This is a genomic window from Mesorhizobium sp. M1307 (assembly GCF_040318155.1).
Taxonomy (GTDB): Bacteria; Pseudomonadota; Alphaproteobacteria; order Rhizobiales; family Rhizobiaceae; genus Mesorhizobium.
The window spans coordinates 76,402-93,696 of record NZ_JAMYLR010000004.1 but is presented as its reverse complement, the minus strand read 5'-3'; the positions used below and the strand labels follow the sequence as shown (position 1 = coordinate 93,696).

General features: G+C 64.2%; 15 protein-coding genes. 10 read left to right on the top strand and 5 right to left on the bottom strand.

Annotated features, from left to right (window positions below; translation table 11 throughout):
- The first annotated feature begins 250 nt into the window (after positions 1-250).
- Complete coding sequence (cmk, locus tag NKH16_RS07650) at positions 251-901, top strand: (d)CMP kinase (protein ID WP_352898896.1); 651 nt, start codon at positions 251-253, stop codon at positions 899-901.
- Positions 902-1,106: 205 nt separating this feature from the next.
- Positions 1,107-2,804 (top strand): 30S ribosomal protein S1, encoded by a 1,698-nt coding sequence (rpsA, locus tag NKH16_RS07645; RefSeq protein ID WP_023676278.1) that lies wholly within the window; start codon positions 1,107-1,109, stop codon positions 2,802-2,804.
- Between the two features lie 104 nt (positions 2,805-2,908).
- On the opposite strand, the gene NKH16_RS07640 is transcribed toward rpsA, so the two are convergent.
- Genes NKH16_RS07640 through NKH16_RS07630 form a run of 3 tightly spaced genes read right to left on the bottom strand, consistent with a single transcriptional unit; the run spans position 2,909 to position 6,099 of the window.
- Complete coding sequence (locus tag NKH16_RS07640; protein WP_352453685.1) at positions 2,909-3,616, bottom strand: SDR family NAD(P)-dependent oxidoreductase; 708 nt, start codon at positions 3,614-3,616, stop codon at positions 2,909-2,911.
- Between the two features lie 57 nt (positions 3,617-3,673).
- Positions 3,674-5,254 carry a 5-guanidino-2-oxopentanoate decarboxylase gene (locus NKH16_RS07635; protein WP_352743809.1) on the bottom strand — a complete coding sequence of 527 codons (1,581 nt, stop codon included), beginning with the start codon at positions 5,252-5,254 and terminating at the stop codon, positions 3,674-3,676.
- Positions 5,251-6,099: a dimethylarginine dimethylaminohydrolase family protein gene (locus NKH16_RS07630; protein WP_352743990.1), complete on the bottom strand. Its 849-nt coding sequence runs from the start codon at positions 6,097-6,099 to the stop codon at positions 5,251-5,253. Before NKH16_RS07630 ends, NKH16_RS07635 begins: the two co-directional genes overlap by 4 nt.
- A gap of 218 nt (positions 6,100-6,317) precedes the next feature.
- Here NKH16_RS07630 and NKH16_RS07625 point away from each other — a divergent pair, with 218 nt between their 5' ends.
- The 5 genes from NKH16_RS07625 (at position 6,318) to NKH16_RS07605 (ending at position 10,784) form a co-directional block, all read left to right on the top strand.
- Positions 6,318-7,127: an ABC transporter ATP-binding protein gene (locus NKH16_RS07625; protein WP_352743811.1), complete on the top strand. Its 810-nt coding sequence runs from the start codon at positions 6,318-6,320 to the stop codon at positions 7,125-7,127.
- A gap of 50 nt (positions 7,128-7,177) precedes the next feature.
- Complete coding sequence (locus NKH16_RS07620; RefSeq protein WP_352743813.1) at positions 7,178-7,972, top strand: transporter substrate-binding domain-containing protein; 795 nt, start codon at positions 7,178-7,180, stop codon at positions 7,970-7,972.
- A 212-nt stretch (positions 7,973-8,184) separates the two neighbouring features.
- Positions 8,185-8,850: an ABC transporter permease gene (locus NKH16_RS07615; RefSeq protein ID WP_352453687.1), complete on the top strand. Its 666-nt coding sequence runs from the start codon at positions 8,185-8,187 to the stop codon at positions 8,848-8,850.
- 14 nt (positions 8,851-8,864) lie between these two features.
- Entirely contained in the window at positions 8,865-9,671 is an 807-nt protein-coding gene (locus tag NKH16_RS07610; RefSeq protein WP_352453686.1) for an ABC transporter permease, read from the top strand.
- A 111-nt stretch (positions 9,672-9,782) separates the two neighbouring features.
- The gene (locus tag NKH16_RS07605) at positions 9,783-10,784 is read left to right on the top strand and encodes an Ldh family oxidoreductase (protein ID WP_023676270.1); all 1,002 of its coding nucleotides are present in this window, start codon (positions 9,783-9,785) and stop codon (positions 10,782-10,784) included.
- Between the two features lie 57 nt (positions 10,785-10,841).
- Here the strand turns inward: NKH16_RS07605 and NKH16_RS07600 are convergent, their stop codons facing one another.
- Entirely contained in the window at positions 10,842-11,114 is a 273-nt protein-coding gene (locus tag NKH16_RS07600; protein WP_352454720.1) for a hypothetical protein, read from the bottom strand.
- A gap of 243 nt (positions 11,115-11,357) precedes the next feature.
- Here NKH16_RS07600 and NKH16_RS07595 point away from each other — a divergent pair, with 243 nt between their 5' ends.
- Positions 11,358-12,332, top strand: a complete 975-nt coding sequence (locus NKH16_RS07595) for a complex I NDUFA9 subunit family protein (RefSeq protein ID WP_352454721.1) — start codon at positions 11,358-11,360, stop codon at positions 12,330-12,332.
- A 21-nt stretch (positions 12,333-12,353) separates the two neighbouring features.
- On the opposite strand, the gene NKH16_RS07590 is transcribed toward NKH16_RS07595, so the two are convergent.
- Positions 12,354-13,727 (bottom strand): cytochrome P450, encoded by a 1,374-nt coding sequence (locus NKH16_RS07590; protein WP_352898890.1) that lies wholly within the window; start codon positions 13,725-13,727, stop codon positions 12,354-12,356.
- Positions 13,728-13,910: 183 nt separating this feature from the next.
- Here NKH16_RS07590 and NKH16_RS07585 point away from each other — a divergent pair, with 183 nt between their 5' ends.
- Positions 13,911-14,480: an NADPH-dependent FMN reductase gene (locus NKH16_RS07585; RefSeq protein WP_352454723.1), complete on the top strand. Its 570-nt coding sequence runs from the start codon at positions 13,911-13,913 to the stop codon at positions 14,478-14,480.
- Between the two features lie 58 nt (positions 14,481-14,538).
- The gene (locus NKH16_RS07580) at positions 14,539-17,205 is read left to right on the top strand and encodes a caspase family protein (RefSeq protein ID WP_352898888.1); all 2,667 of its coding nucleotides are present in this window, start codon (positions 14,539-14,541) and stop codon (positions 17,203-17,205) included.
- Positions 17,206-17,295: the final 90 nt, after the last annotated feature.

Genomic DNA, 17,295 nt, shown 5'->3' with positions numbered 1-17,295 from the left:
GGGGTTGGGGCCAAACTGGAACGTCGGTGGGACAGCGCCCCCCTCTGTCCTGCCGGACATCTCCCCCGCAAGGAGGGAGATTGGCAGCTTCGGCGCTCCGCTCAATCCTGCGACGTAGACAATTGGCGAAAGCCGCGATGGCCGCCGATCTCCCCCCAAGTGGGGGAGATGTCCGGCAGGACAGAGGGGGGCGCGAAGGATCGCAACGCCTATCTGGATCATTGCGCTTTTCGATTCCGGTGGGCGGCCAATGACCTCAACTTTCACCATAGCCATCGACGGCCCTGCCGGTGCCGGAAAGGGCACCCTCGCTCGGCGACTCGCCGATCACTACCGGCTGAACCTGCTCGACACCGGCCTTACCTATCGGGCGGTGGCGCATTCGCTGCTCCGGCTCGGCCTGCCGCTCGACAATGTCTCGGCCGCTGAAACCGCGGCTCGTCAGGTCGATCTGGCAAAGCTCGACCGCGCCGTGCTTTCGGCACACGCCGTTGGCGAGGCGGCTTCGAAAGTGGCAGTGATCCCGTCGGTGCGGCGCATCCTGGTCGAGAAACAGCGTGACTTCGCAAGAACACCGCCTGGCGCGGTGCTCGACGGCCGCGACATCGGCACCGTCGTCTGTCCCGATGCCGACGTAAAACTCTATGTCACGGCCAGCGCCGAGGTGCGGGCAAAGCGGCGGCTGGATGAAATCGAGAGCATCGGCGGCACTGCCAATTTCGACGAAATCCTTGCCGATATCGTGCGCCGCGACGAGCGCGATATGGGCCGCATGGACTCGCCCTTGAAGCCGGCCGCCGATGCGCACTTGCTCGACACGTCGGAAATGGCTATAGAAGCCGCGTTTCTGGCAGCTCAGGCGATCATCGACGATGTCCTGGCCAAGAGAAACGAAGCCTGAGCCGGGTTTTCCTGCCGCCGCCGATTGCCGGCGACAAAAAGACTTCCCATATCGGGTATGAACCAGCCTGCCAGCATTCTTCATGCGCCGGAATTGCCGCTCAAGGGCGGCCAAGGGCTTTTTGCCCGGAACGCTGGCAGGCCAACGCAACGCTAACCCACGGCGCCCGCCCCGCGACAGATTGCGGGGCATTCCAGGAGAAACTATGTCAGTTGCAAATCCCACTCGCGATGATTTCGCGAGCCTGCTCGAAGAATCATTTTCCGCCGGCCATTCCGGCGAAGGCCAGGTCGTCAAGGGCATCATCACCGCCATTGAGAAGGACATGGCCATCATCGACGTCGGCCTCAAGGTCGAAGGCCGCGTGCCGCTGAAGGAATTCGGCGTCAAGGGCAAGGACACGACGCTCAAGGTCGGCGACACGGTCGAGGTCTATGTCGAGCGTATCGAGAACGCGCTTGGCGAAGCCATGCTGTCGCGCGAAAAGGCCCGCCGCGAAGAGAGCTGGGTCCGTCTCGAAGAGAAGTTCACCAAGGGCGAACGCGTCGAAGGCGTCATCTTCAACCAGGTCAAGGGCGGCTTCACCGTCGACCTCGACGGTGCCGTGGCCTTCCTGCCGCGCAGCCAGGTCGACATCCGCCCGATCCGCGACGTCTCGCCGCTGATGCACAACCCGCAGCCCTTCGAGATCCTCAAGATGGATCGCCGCCGCGGCAACATCGTGGTGTCGCGCCGCACCGTGCTCGAGGAAAGCCGCGCCGAACAGCGTTCGGAAATCGTGCAGAACCTCGAAGAAGGCCAGGTGGTCGAAGGCGTCGTCAAGAACATCACCGACTATGGTGCGTTCGTCGACCTCGGCGGCATCGACGGCCTTCTGCACGTCACCGACATGGCATGGCGCCGCGTCAACCATCCGACCGAAATCCTCAATATTGGCCAGACGGTCAAGGTGCAGATCATCCGCATCAACCAGGAAACCCACCGCATCTCGCTCGGCATGAAGCAGCTCGAGAGCGATCCGTGGTCCGAGATCGGCACCAAGTTCCCGATCGGCAAGAAGATCAAGGGTACCGTCACCAACATCACCGACTACGGCGCGTTCGTCGAGCTGGAGCCGGGCATCGAAGGCCTCATCCACGTTTCGGAAATGTCGTGGACCAAGAAGAACGTGCATCCCGGCAAGATCCTGTCGACGACGCAGGAAGTCGACGTGGTGGTGCTCGAAGTCGATCCGGCCAAGCGCCGCATCTCGCTCGGCCTCAAGCAGACGCTGGAGAACCCGTGGGAGGCCTTCGCGCGCAGCCACCCGGTCGGCAGCCAGGTTGAGGGCGAGGTCAAGAACAAGACCGAGTTCGGCCTGTTCATCGGCCTCGAAGGCGACGTCGACGGCATGGTCCACCTTTCCGACCTCGACTGGACCCGTCCGGGCGAGCAGGTGATCGAAGAGTACAATCGCGGCGACATGGTCAAGGCGCAGGTGCTCGACGTCGACATAGACAAGGAGCGCATCTCGCTCGGCATCAAGCAGCTGGCCAAGGACACGGTCGGCGAAGCGGCGACGTCAGGCGAACTGCGCAAGAACGCAGTCGTCACCTGCGAGGTTATCGGCGTGAAGGATGGCGGTCTGGAAGTGCGGCTGGTCGACAGCGGCATCGAGACCTTCATCAAGCGCTCCGATCTCAGCCGTGACCGCGACGAGCAGCGCCCCGAGCGCTTCACCGTCGGCCAGAAAGTCGACGCCCGCGTCATCGCCTTCGACAAGAAGACCCGCAAGCTGCAGGTCTCGATCAAGGCCCTGGAAATCGCCGAAGAGAAGGAAGCGGTCGCCCAATACGGTTCGACCGACTCCGGCGCTTCGCTGGGCGATATTTTGGGTGCCGCGCTGAAGAAGCAGGGCAGCTAAGCCAACACCGCGCCTCGCGCGGGTTATGAACGAAACAAAAGCCCCGCCGGAACGGTCCGGCGGGGCTTTTGCTTGTGACCTTTTGCTTGCGACGGACCGCAGGCTCAGGCCCGGCCGTAGAGTGGCACCAGCGTGCCGCTGATCGCCATGTTGGCCGGCGAGGCGAGATAAGCAATGGCCTCGGCGGCCGCTTCAAGGCTGACCCATCTGCTGAAATCTGCGTTCGGCATGTCAGCCCGGTTGGCCGGCGTGTCGAGCGTCGAGGGCGCCACGGCGTTGACCAGGATGCCGTTGCCCTTCAGCTCTTCGGCTATCGCCACGGTCATCGCGGCGACTGCCGCCTTGGCGGCGGCGTAGGCCACCTTGCCGGAGCCGCGCCGCGGATCGAGCCCGGCTCGCGCGGTGACATTGACGATGCGGCCCGGCACGGAAGATTCCAGCATCGAGCGTATCGCCGCGCGGCAGCACAGGAAGGTGGTGCGGGCATTGGTATCCATCATCTCGGCGAAGGAGGCGGGCTCGATCTTCTCGACCGGCGCGGCGGTGAAGCCGCCGGCCAGATGCACCGATGCCCATAAATTCGGAACGCTGGCATAGAAGGCGTCGACCTTGGCAGGGTCGGCAAGGTCGACATTGTGCGCCAGCCTGACGCGGTCATGCGCCGGAAAGGGAAAATGCGCAGGCGCGGCAGCGTGGGCATTGGGCACATGGCAGATCGCGCCCTGCTCCAGCAGTTTTCCTACGACCGCGCCGCCAAGGGCACCGGTGCCGCCGGTCACCACGATATGTCTGCCGTCCAGTGTTTCCGTCATATTCGACCGCTCCGTCATTGCGCGCCGCCGATGCGGAAGGTCGCGCCTTTCGCGCGATCACTCAACCGAAATCTCGATGACGTAAGGTCGTCCAGTCGCCCGCGCGCGCCCGAGCGCGTCCGCCAAGCCGCCAGTGCCAGAAATCCGCTCGGCGGCAATGCCGTAGGCTTCGGCCAATTTGCAGAAATCCGGCGGTGCCGGGGAGACGCCGACCGGCTCGACGCCGACGTCGAGCATCGAGGTTTCGATCTCGCGGTAGCCACGATTGTTCCAGACGGCGAAGATCACCGGCGCCGCCGCGTCGAGCGCGGCGCCCAGTTCCGGCAGGGTGAACTGGAAGCCGCCGTCGCCGGTGAGGCAAACGACCGGCGCCTCAGGCCTGGCAAGGACGGCACCGATCGCCGCCGGCGGGCCATAGCCGAGCGCGCCGAAGCCGGTGGCCGCGTTGAACCAGCCGCCCGGCCGGTCGTGATCGTAATAGAGGTTGGCGGCGTAGACCGGCTGGGTCGAATCGCCGACGATGATCGCGCCAGGCAGCGCATCGCGGATCGTCTCGACGGCTCGCAATTGCGCCTGCATGGCCGGGCCGATCTCGGCAAAGGCCGCCTGCCGCGTCGCGGCGGCGCGGGCTGAACCATCATCCAATGGCGTCTCGTGCGTGCCGATTTCGGCAAGCAGCGCCTTGAGCGCCGCTCCGCAATCGGCCTGGATCGAAATCCGCGCAGGCCGGCGGGCAAGCTGGTCGGCGCCGATGTCGATGCGGATCAGGTTGGCGGGCAGGACAAAACCGCCGTCGCCATAGCCATCATAGTCGGTCGGACCGAATTCGGTGCCGGCGGCAATGACCAGGTCGGCATCGGCGATCAGCGCACGCACCGCCTTCAGGCTGGGGCTGGCCGGCACGCCAAGTGGATGACGATAGAGCAGGCCGCGCGCATTGGCGGTCTGGACGACCGGCGCTCCCAGCCTCTCGGCCAGGTGCTGCAACGGCGCTTCGGCCGCTTTGGCGCCGCCGCCGGCCAGGATAAGCGGCCGGCGGGCAGACGCGCATAGCCTTGCCGCCTCGGCAATCGCCGCCACATCCGGCTCGGGCGGCGCTGAACTCCGCAGCAGCGGCACGATGCCGTTGGCAGGCAGGCTCATGACATCGGTCGGGATCTCGATGTGCACCGGACCCGGACGCGAGGATGAGAACAGCGCAAAGGCGCGGGCGAGCACGCCGGGCAGTTCGCCGGCCTCGGTGACACGGTGCGAAAACAGCGCCACCTTCTCCATCATGCCGCGCTGGTCCGGCAGTTCATGCAGATGGCCAAGGCCTTTGCCCAGCGTCGGTGTGGCGTTGACGCCCGAGATTACCAGCATCGGCACCGAATCGGCGCGCGCCTGGCCCATGGCGGTGATGGTGTTGGTCAGCCCCGGCCCGGTGATGACGAAGGCGATACCCGGCCTGCCGCTGGCGCGCGCATAGCCGTCAGCCATGAAGCCGGCGCCCTGCTCGTGGCGCGGCGTGATGTGACGGATCTTCGACCGCGCCAGCCCGCGGTAGAGCTCGACCGTGTGCACGCCGGGGATGCCGAAGACGATGTCGACGCCGTGCGCTTCGAGCAAGGTGATGAGCGCTTCGCCAATGGTCGTCATTGTCTTAGCACCGGGCGTGTGAGGCAGGTCGGGCCGCCCTCGCAGGCAATGCACAGCGCATCGGCCTCGAATGTCGAGACCGTACAGCCAGCGGCCTGCATGGCAGCCGCCGTCTTCGGAAAACCGGCAACGGCGATAACCTGGCGCGGCGCGGTCGGCAGGACATTGAGGCTGAGCCCATTCGAGGCGAAGAATTCGTCGGCATCGCCGTCGACCAGCCGAATGCCACGTTCGCGCAGCATCTGATGGAAGGCGACCGGCAGGAGGGGCGCATAGACCAGCGCCAGATCGTCGGCGAGCGGGCTGATCACCGACATCAGGTGCAGGCAGGCCTCCTCGCCCTGCCAGAGCGGCAGGTCGAAGCCATAGACCTGGATGCCCTTGGGCGAAAGCAGGTTGGAGAGCTGCTGGATGCCGTGCTGATTGGTGCGCACGCCGCGGCCGATGGCCAGCGTGTTTGCATCCACCCACACGCAGTCGCCGCCCTCGACCTGGCCGGGAGCCTCGATTCGGCCGAGGACGGGGATGCCCATGCGCCCATAGGCTGCCTCGTGGAGGCTGGGCTCGGGCCGGCGCAGCGCCTTGCCCATGGCAAGGATGACCGCGCCATGGTCGGTCATCAGCGAGGGATCGTGGGTAAAAACCGAATCGGCAAGCCCGTCGTCGGCGTCACTCAGCCATTCGATCTCAGCGCCTGAGGCCGAAATCAGCCTGGCCAGCGCATCATGCTGGACCGCCGCTTTTTGCGGATTGAAGCCGGGGCCATAGTGCCACTCCAGCGCTTCGGCCCGACGCATGGCGCCGGCAGCGGAGCGCATCAGCACGCGCTGCAGCGTCCCGGCCATCGACTGCGACCCGTATGCTTTGCCCACTAAATTCTCCTGAAACGCGCCCCTCCTGCCAATAGCCACTCGGCAGGCGGTGATCAATGGTCCAAAAAACTGCGGTTGACGGAGACAAGCGGAACGGTCCATCTTGAGAATCGGAACGCTGTCCAGTGACGGGTAATGGGTAAAAAATTCCAGCAAGCACTGCCTCGGCTGCTCCGCGGGGCGCCGCGACGATGACAGCGCCGGCCACCGCCCTGAAGCATACGGCGCAGAACGGCGCCGCCGAAGCCATCCACGTCGAGAACCTGCACAAGAATTTCGGCAAGCTGCATGTATTGAAGGGCGTTTCGCTGTCGGCTCGCGACGGCGAGGTGATCGCCATCATCGGCGGCAGCGGCTCGGGCAAATCGACGCTGCTGCGCTGCATCAACTGCCTGGAGAACCCGACCAGCGGCATCATCCGGGTCAATGGCGAAGAGATAAAGCTGAAGGCCGACAGCTACGGCCACACCGTGCCCGCCGACCGCAAGCAGATCGAACGCATCCGCTCCAAGCTCGGCATGGTCTTCCAGAATTTCAATCTGTGGAGCCACATGACGTTGATCGAGAACGTCATCGAGGTTCCCGTGCATGTGCTCGGCGTCAAGCGCGATGTGGCGATCGGCGAGGCGGAAAAATTGCTCGCCCGCGTCGGCCTGGCCGAAAAACGCGACGTCTATCCCGCTTATCTGTCGGGCGGCCAACAGCAGCGCGCCGCGATCGCCAGGGCGCTGGCCATCAATCCGCGCGTCATGCTGTTCGATGAGCCGACCTCGGCGCTCGACCCGGAGCTGGTCGGCGAGGTGCTGAAGGTGATCGGCGACCTGGCGCGGGAAGGCCGCACTATGGTGCTGGTCACCCATGAGATGAAGTTTGCCCGCGAGGTCGCGACGCATGTCGTTTACCTCCATAACGGGCTGGTCGAGGAAGAAGGGTCGCCGGAACAGATCTTCGGCGCACCAAAATCCGAAAGGCTGAAGCAGTTCATCCGCAACATCAGTTAAACCGTGGGCGGACGAAAACCGGGAACAACAACAAACTGGGAGTCATGACGATGAAGATTATTCTCAAGACCTTTGCGGCAGCGCTGCTGCTTGGCGTTGCCGCCGTGGGCGTGGCCAAGGCCGATCCGGTCAAGATCGGTGTCGCTGCCGAGCCCTATCCGCCGTTCACCTCGCCGGATGCTTCCGGCAAATGGGTCGGTTGGGAAATCGAATTCATCGACGCTGTCTGCACCGAAGAGAAGCTCGACTGCGTCATCACGCCGGTCGCCTGGGACGGCATCATCCCGGCGTTGACGACCAAGAAGATCGACGTCATCGCCAGCTCGATGTCGATCACCGACGAACGCAAGAAGACGATCGACTTCTCCGACAAATATTACAACACCCCGACTGCGATCATCGGGCCGAAGGACCAGAAGTTCGGCTCGACACCGGAGGACCTCAAGGGCAAGATCATCGGCGTCCAGGTCTCGACCGTACACGCCGACTACGCCAAGAAGCACTTCGCCGACGCGGCGGAAATCAAGGAATACCAGACCCAGGACGAGGCCAACCAGGATCTTGCCGCCGGCCGGGTCGACGCGGTGCAGGCCGATTCCATCGCCCTCGACGCCTTCCTGAAATCGGACCAGGGCAAGCAATGCTGCGATCTGAAAGGCATGGTCGCGCCGGATCTGGCCATTCTCGGGCCCGGCGTCGGCGCCGGCGTCCGCAAGGAAGACACCGCGTTGAAGGAAAAGATCAACGCCGGTATCAAGGCCATCCGCGCCAACGGCAAATATGACGAGATTTCGAAGAAGTACTTCGACTTTGATATTTACGGCTCCGACACGCAGTCGAACTGACGGCCTCATCCATGAGCGATTAACCACGCGGCCCCGATAGAGCCGCGTGGTTGGTCGAAATCCATCGACGCGAGCTTCCGCGGGCGGAAATCGCCGGCGGTTTTAGCGCCAGCAATTCGAGGGCGACGCTGATCGACGCATTTGTTCCGGCTTGGGCCGCCTCTGCCATCGCGCTTCTCTCGCCCGTGCCGCCGGGCTGGGGTGGAACGCTCATCGTCGGGCTGCTCCATACGATCGAGATTGCGGTCGGCGCCACCTGTCTCGGCCTTTTGATCGGTATCGGCGGCGCCTCCGGCAAGCTGTATGGTGGTCCGGTGGTGCGCGATCTCCTGGCAGTCTATACGACCGTCGTGCGCGCCGTGCCGGAGCTGGTGCTGATCCTTCTGCTCTATTACGCCGGCACCGACCTGATCAATCAGATGCTGACGGCAATGGGCTATCAGCGCATGGACATTAGCGGGCTGGCGGCCGGCATTGCCGTGCTCGGCTTCGTCCAGGGCGCCTATTCGACCGAGGTGATCCGCGGGGCGATCCTCGCCATTCCGCAGGGCCAGATCGAAGCCGCGCGCGCCTATGGCATGTCTCCCGGCCTGCTGCTGCGGCGCATCACGCTGCCGGCGATGCTGCCGTTCGCCATACCCGGCCTTGCCAATCTTTGGCTGATCGCCACCAAGGACACCGCCCTGCTGGCGGTCGTCGGCTTTTTCGAGCTGACATTGGCGACACGGCAGGCGGCCGGCGTCACCAAAGCCTATCTGACATTCTTTGTCGCCGCCGGCGCGATCTACCTTCTGTTGACGCTGGTTTCCAACCTGATCATCGGCCGCATCGAGAGCTGGGCCCGCCGCGGCATGCCCTCGCTCAAGGAGGCCCGTTGATGGCTGGCCCGGTGATGACTGGCGAAGCGGCCGTCGAGATAGCCGCACGCGCTTCGCTGTGGCTGAAGCCGCATCGTATCGTGCTGATCCTGATCGCGCTGGGACTGGTTTTGGCGGCGGCTGTCTTCATGCGCTGGGACTGGCTGCCTAAATATTACGGGATGGGGTTGCTCGGCATCTGGCGCGCGCTGTGGATTCTTGCCGTCACCTGCATACTGGGTTTCCTGCTCGCCGTGCCGCTCGGCCTGGCGCAGGCTGCCGGCCCCGTCTGGTTCGCGGCACCCGCCAAGGTCTTCTGCACCGTCATCAGGGGAACACCGCTGCTGCTGCAGCTCTGGCTGCTCTATTACGGGCTGGGCTCGCTGTTTCCACAATATCCGTGGATTCGCGAGTCCTGGATGTGGCCGTATCTCAGGCAGGCATGGCCCTATGGCGTTCTCGGGCTGACGCTGTCCTTCGCCGGCTATGAGGGCGAGGTGATGCGAGGCGCTTTTGCCGGCGTGCCGAAAGGCCAATTGGAAGCAGCCCGCGCTTTCGGCATGAGCCGTTGGAAGACATTCCAGCGAATCTGGCTGCCGCAGGCCTTCTATCGCGCGCTGCCGACACTGACGGGCGAAACCGTGCTGCAGCTGAAATCGACGCCGCTGGTGGCGACCATCAGCGTGATCGATATATTCGCCGTCTCTTCAAAGGTGCGTCAGGATACCTACCTCACCTATGAACCCTTGCTGCTCCTGGCGTTGATCTATATGGCGATCACCGGCATCCTCGTCTTCGCTCTGGGCAAGATCGAGGCGCGGATTCCGAACAAGATTGGTTAGGTGAATGGTGAATGGTGAATAGTCAGTAGTGAGTAGCCCGTAGTGTTACCGGCTAAATCCCACTCACCATTCACCATTCACCCATTCCCTCAGATATCCATGGCAATCACAATGCAACTCAGTCTCGACCAGGCGACAGGGCTGTGCCGGATGGCCGCACTTGGCGCCGGCGCAAACGAAGAGGCAGCGCAGTCGCTGGCTGCCTCGATCGTCGCGGCCGAGGCGGAAGGACTGTCGACCGTCGGGCTGTCGCATTTCATCGATTATCTCGAAGCGCTGGAAGCCGGCCGTATCGACGGCAATGCCGATCCGGTGATCACCAGGCCGGCGCTCGCAGTCTATCTCTCCGATGCCCGCGGCGGACTGGCGCATACCGGTTTCGACCGCACGATCGATGACCTCGCCAAGGCGGCGCGACTGTTCGGCGTCGCCATCTTTTCACAGAAGAATGCCTATACATGCGGCGCGCTCGGCTATTTCACCGGACGGCTGGCCGCGCAGGGATTGGTATCGTTCGCCGCCACCAACGGCCCGGCCGTGCTTGCCGGCTCGGGCTCGGTCAAGCCGGTCTACTGCACCAACCCGATGTCCTTTGCGGCACCCGCCGCGGACGGGGCGGCGCTGGTCATCGACCAATCGTCGAGCGCCACCGCCTTCGTCAACATCCGCAAGGCGGCCGAGGACGGCAAGAAGATACCCGAAGGCTGGGCACTGGATGCGAGCGGCAATCCGACCACGGACCCGGCAGCTGCAATGAAGGGCGCCATGCTTGCCTTCGGCGGCCAGCGCGGCGCCAACATCGCGCTGATGGTCGAGGTGCTGGCTGCGGGCCTGTCGGGCGCCAACTGGTCGCTCGATGCGCCATGGTTCAGCGGCGGGCCGGACAGTCCGGGGACCGGCCTTTTCGTGCTTGCCGTCGAGCCCAAGCTGCTCGATCCGGACTTCGAAAAGCGGATGAAGGATCAACTCGACCGGCTGCGGCGGCGCTATGGCGTGCATGTGCCGGGGCGTGCCCGGGCCGAGGCCGCGGAGAAGGCGGCGGCGCGCGGCATAAGCGCGCCGAAAGCCGTGGTGCAGCGCATTTCCGAATTCGCCGCCCGCTATTCGTCCTGAAGAAATTCGTTTGTCCGATGAGCGGCTGAGAACGCCTGCCGATCCGGCAGCGCGAGCCTACTTCCCGCAATAATGATCGTTGATGACGTTCGCCGCATTCGCGTCCGGCCCTACCCTGTTGTAGGAGCAGGGTTCGGCGGCCGTCGTGAACAGGTGGTTGTCATAGTAGCGCGGGCCACCGAACAGAATGTCGATGATGTTGCCGTTGGCCGGAACGTAGCGTTCGGGTTGAGCTTGGTGGTGATGCCGGTTTGCCGCGAATGCCGAGGCACCAATGCTGCAGCCTGTTGCGAAAGCCAGAGCGAAGATCGCAACGCGTTTTGTCGTCATCGGCAATATCCTCCATTCGGAATCAAACCATACATCCTAAAATCGCCGGCCGGAACAAAGGTTCCTGTCCCGAATGGAGTTACCCTAAAGCCCGGCGTCGGCGGGTTTTCTGCCGTTTCCAACGGATACTGGAAATCATGCTTCAACAATGCCGGGCGACCGATGGTCGCCCTTTGCCTTTGGCGCGAAACCGACTATGAAACGGCTTCAACCAAGCCATCTGGATAGCCGCCGGAGCCAGCCATGACCGAAATCCTGCAGACCCCAAAGCTCGTGGTCGTGTTCGGCGGCTCCGGCTTTGTCGGTCGTCATGTCGTGCGGGCGCTGGCCAAGCGCGGCTACCGCATCCGGGTCGCCTGCCGCCGGCCCGATCTCGCCGGCCACCTGCAGCCGCTCGGCAATGTCGGGCAGATCCAGCCGGTGCAAGCCAATGTCCGGGTGCGCTGGTCGGTCGACCGCGCCGTGCAAGGCGCGGACCATGTCGTCAATCTGGTGGCGATCGCGCATGAGGCCGGCCGGCAGAAATTCACTGCCGTCCACGAGTTCGGCGCGCGGGCTGTCGCTGAAGCGGCGCGCGCCGTCGGCGCCGGCCTCACCCATATCTCGGCTCTGGGTGCGGATCTCCACGCGCAATCGGACTACGCGCGTACCAAGGCGCTCGGCGAAAAGGCCGTTCTTGAGACGGTCCAGGACGCCGTGATCTTTCGGCCATCGATCAATTTCGGGCCGGAGGACGGTTTCTTCAACCGCTTTGCAAACATGGCTCGCTTTTCCCCAGTGCTGCCGCTGATCGGCGGCGGGCAGACGAAATTCCAGCCGGTCTATGTCGGCGACGTCGCCGAAGCGGTGGCACACTCGGTCGACGGCAAGGTCCAGGGCGGCCGGATCTATGAACTCGGCGGGCCGCAGGTGCTTAGCTTCAAGGAATGCATGCAAGAGCTGCTTGTCATCATCGAACGCAAGCGGTTTTTGCTGCCCGTGCCATGGTGGCTGGCGAACTTCCAGGCATCAATTCTCGGGCTGCTGCCCAATCCGTTGTTGACCAAGGACCAGGTCCTGCTGTTGCGCCAGCACAATGTGGTGTCGGATGCCGCCGTCAAGGACAACAGGACGCTCGCCGGCCTCGGTATCCAGCCGCGGTCGATCGGAACCATCCTGCCCAGCTATCTCTGGCGCTACCGCGCCGCCGGCCAGTTCCAACGCAAGTCCGCCGCATAACACGAACGGACGTCGGGTTGCCTACGCCGCGCGCCTGGTAACCTGCATAGGCAGCCCGCCTTGCGGCTGCGTCGTCAGCTTCTGCACCGGCCAGGGGCGGGTTTGCGCGGTGGTATCGAAACGATAGCGCGACAGCATGATCGCCAACGCGATGATTGCCTCCTGCATGGCAAAGCTGGCGCCGATGCAGACGCGAGGCCCGGCGCCGAACGGCAAATACTGGAAACGGTCGATCTTCTCGCGGTTTCCCGGATGGAAGCGTTCCGGCATGAAGGCGTCGGGCCTGTCCCACAGCTTGCGATGGCGGTGGACGACCCACGGCATCACCAGCACCGCGGCACGTCGCGGTATGTAGAGGCCGTTCCAGGTTTCGGGCTCGATCGGTTCGCGGTTGATCGATGGCGCCGGCGGATAGAGCCTGAGCGCCTCTTCGAAGGCGGCACGGGTGAGCGGCATAGCGTCGAGCCATTTCATCGGGTCGGGCTCACGCGCCAGCACGGCATCGATCTCGTGCTCGATCTTTTCGCGCTCCCACGGCGCTTCGGCAAGGCAGTAGAGCGTCCAGCCGAGCGCCCTGGCCGTAGTCTCGTGGCCGGCGCCGATAAAGGTGATGATGTTGTCCTCGACCTCGGCCCGGGTCAGCCCGCCCGGTCCCTCCGCTTTCAACAGCAGCGTGAGAAAATCCTGCGGCACCGTGTCCGGATCACGCTTCAACCGCGCCTCGCGCATCTGCACCGTGTCGGTGACGATCTTGCGGAAGTAGGCCATGGTCTTGCGGCCGCGGATGCGGGTCAGACGCGGCAGCCAATCGGGTGCCCGCAACAGGTCGAGCGGATCGACCCGACCCATGGTCTCGAACAGGCGGTCGATCTCCTTGGCAAAGCTGCCCGGCTCGCCTGAAATCTCACCGGAAAACAGCGTCTCGGCCAGGATGTCAAAGGTAAGCAGCGTCATGTCGTGAGCGATGTCGAACGTGCCGCCGCCCTCGTAGCGCGTGACGAACTCCCGCGTGCGCCTCAGCATCGGCTCGGCAAAACCGAAGATATGGCGCGGCGTGAACACCGGCGCCATGGCCTTGCGTGAACGCCTCCACACCTCGCCCTCGGCGGTCAGCAAGCCGTCGCGCAGGATCGGCCGCAGGATCAGCTGGCGAACCGTCGCCATCTTGTAGTTCTTGGCGTTATCGACCAGCACGTGGCGAATGAGACCGGGGTCGTTGGCGATGACCAGCGGCCCGCCGATGCCGGTCACCGAAATCCAGGGCTCGTTGTAGGTCGGCTCGCCCCACAGTTCGAGCGGATTGCGGTAGACGATGCGGATCATCTCCAGCGTCGAGGGCGGCGCGGTGCGCGGCTTCGGCGCCGGCGGGACGAAGGGGACGGGCTGACTGTCCATGACTTGCTCCGCTGACACCTCAATGTAGTGGCGGGCAAGGCAGGCGTCCATGTGAGCGGACGACAAGGTGATGCATCCGCTCTCTGGAATGTGACCCGGGCACCGGAAAGTGCCTGCTTGCTGTGTCCGGCTGCGTGTCTTAGGTGGCAGCACCACAGATGTCAGAACCGGCGGGAGCCTGCCTTGAAGCACCAGTTGAACGTCATCATCGGCAGCACGCGGCCGGGCCGCGCCGGACCCGCTTTCGCAAAGTGGCTGGAGAGCTTTGCGCGCGAGCATGGCAAATTCGAGCCGGTGCTCACCGACATCGCCGCATTCAACCTGCCGGTGCTGGACGAGCCGCATCATCCGAGACTCGGCAAATACGAAAACAGCCACACGAAAGCCTGGTCGAAAGCAATCGACGCCGCCGACGCATTCGTCTTCGTGGCGCCGGAGTACAATTATTTCACCGCTCCCGCGATCGTCAACGCGGTCGACTACCTGCTCAGGGAATGGCGATACAAGCCGGCCGCCATCCTCAGCTACGGCGGTGTCTCCGGCGGCTTACGAGCGGCGCAGGCGGTCAAACCGTTGCTGACCGCCGTCGGTGTCATGCCGATTCCGGAAGGCGTGGCGCTGCCGATGTACCAGAAGCTGCTCGACGAGACCGGCGCCTTCCTGCCCAGCGAGCAGGTGCTCGGCGGGGCCAGAACCATGCTGGACGAGCTGTTCCGCTGGAGCGAAGCGCTGAAGCCGATGCGGGTTGGCTGACAACGCGAACGGCCCGGCTTGCCGATGCCGTAACTTGCTCATGCCATAAAGAGATGGAATGCTCCGGCAAATGACCGGGCCGGGGCGGTTCGATTTGCGTTTTCTGTTTGCCTTGCTGCTGATCCTCTCGACGGCCTCCGCTGCAATGGCGGAGCGGCGCGCTGCGCTGGTCATCGCCGAGAACGACTACCGGCTGATCCGGCCGCTCGCCAATCCCGTCAATGACGGCGAGATCATGGAAACGGTGCTGAGGAAGCTCGGTTTCGAGGTCTTCCTCGAAACCAACCGCGACCTGCGGCGCATGCGCCGGGCGCTTGACGATTTCCGCGAGGATGCCAAAGGCGCCGACGTGGCGCTGGTGTTCTTCTCCGGCCACGGCGTCGAGATAGCCGGCGAGAATCGGCTCCTGCCGGTCGATGCAGACGCGTCGTCGCTCGCTACGCTGGAAAGGACCAGCCTGCCGCTGGAGGAGATCCGCGCGACCGTCGCCGCCACCAGCAAGGTCGGACTGATCGTGCTCGATGCCTGCCGCAGCGATCCGTTTGCGGCTACGGGCGGCGAAGGCCGCGGCGCAACGGCGCTGGTAAAAGAGGTCAGCGACAAGGTCCGGCCGGGTCTTGGCCGCATCGGGCGGGCAGAAAACATCCTGTTTGCCTTCTCGGCGGCGCCCGGCGAGACCGCCGCGGATGGGACGGACCAGAATTCGCCGTTTACCGCGGCGCTGACGAAATACCTCGGCACCGAAGGTCTCGAGATCCGCTCCGTGCTGACGCTCGTGCAGCAGGAGGTTTACGACCTCTCGCGCGGCAAGCAATTGCCCTATGTCGAGAGCGGCCTGCCGCAGCTGTTCTTTGCCGCCTCGGCCAAGGAGAAATTGCCGGAACGCGAACGCCTGTTGCTGGCCATGGCCGAGGTGACGCCCGCGATGCGCGGCGAAGTGGAGAAGATCGCCAGCGACGCCGACATGCCGCTGGCACCGCTCTATGGCGCGTTGATCAGTTCCGATGCCGGCCACCTCTCCGCGGACAGTCTGAACGCCAGGCTGCGTGAGGCAGCCGACGCCTTCGTCAAGGTGCGGAGCGAAATGCAGACGCTTGGCTCCGACGATCTGCGGGTGGCAGCGTTGCGCCGGCAGGCCGAAGAGCAGCTTTCGCTGGGAGCGTTCGATGCCGCGCGTAAAAAGCTCGCCGAGGCAGCCGAGATCGACAATGTCTCGCGCAACGCGCTGAAGGCCAATTTCGTCAGCCGCACGCTCTCCGAGGCCGCAACGCGCTATCTGTCCGGCGGGGCCGCGCGCGCCGACCTCGACTACGCCACAGCCATCAGGGACTATGAGTCCGTGCTGGCGCTTTATGGCGAAGCCGGACAGGTGGTGCTGTCGCTCGACGACGCCGACCGCTTGATCCGCACGCTGGACGAGCTCGGCAAGCTCTATACCACGGTCGGCAATATCGATGCGGCTGGCCGTGCCTTCGAGGCGCTGCAAGCCGATCTCGAGCGGCGGTCGCATCATGAAACCGATCCCAACGTGAAGCGCGACTTCGCCGTCAGCCACGTCAAGCTCGGCAACGTGCGGATGGCGCAAGGCAATCTGCCGTCAGCGCTGCAGAATTATGAGACCGCCAAGACCATTCTGCAGGGCCTGACCGAGGCAGAACCAGACAATCTGGAGTGGTTCGGCGACCTCGCCATGGCCGACGACAAGATCGGCAACGTATTGGCGACGCAAGGCGATCTGGCCGGCGCCGCAGAGGTCTACCAGGAAAGCCTGTCGATCAAGAAGCAGCTCGCCGCCGGAGAGCCCGACCGTGCCGAACTGCAGCGCGACCTGACCATCACCTACGATGAGATCGGTCACCTTGCCCATATCGCAGGCCAACTGGACAACGCACAGGCGGCCTATGAAGAGAGCCTGAAGGTGCGGCTGGCGCTGGCGGCGGACAAACCGGGAGACGCCGACCGGCAGCGTGACGTCTCGGTCAGCCACGATACGATAGGCGACCTGTTGCGCGAACGCGGCGACGCCGCCGGGGCGCTGGCGGCCTACAAGGAAGGTCTGGCGATCGTCAAACAACTGGCGAAACGCGATCCGGACGACACCGAGTTGAAGCGCGACCTGTCGGTCGGCAACGCCAAAATCGGCAATGCGCTAAGCGACCAGCAGAACTGGCCGGCGGCACTTTCGGCTTATCGTGAGGCACTTTCGCAGGCCAGCGTGCTCGCCGCCGGCGACCCGAACAACACCGAATGGCAGCGCGACCTGTCCGTGTGCATCGAGAAAGTCGCCGGCGTCTTCGCGATACAGGGCGACCACAAAGGCGCGCTGAAAGCCTATCTGGACAGCTACGCGATTGCGCAGAGGCTGGCCAAGCTCGATCCCGCCAATTCCGACTGGCAGCGGGACTTGTCGATAACGCTGTCCGAAGTCGCCACGCTGCGCCTCAGGCAGCGCGACGTCAGGGGCGCCCGGCAAGCCCTTCAGAACAGCCTGGCCATTCGCGAGAAACTTGCCCGGTCCGATCCGGACAACGCCACCTGGCAGCGCGACCTGGTGGTCGCCTATATCGACTACGCCCAAGTCGCAAAGGACCCGAAGGCTGTGCTTTCCAAGGCGCTCGACATGACGCTCGAGCTCGACCGGAGCGGGCGGTTGGCACCGCGCCACAAGTTCATGATCAAGTTTTTACGTGAGCGGCTGGCCAGGATCGAAGCCACGCGCCGGTAGCCGGCTCACGCGATGGTGATTCCGTTCCGAAATGCCTGCAAACCTTGGAAAAACCGCCTTTTGCGCCTATATCTACGACATTAGAAATGC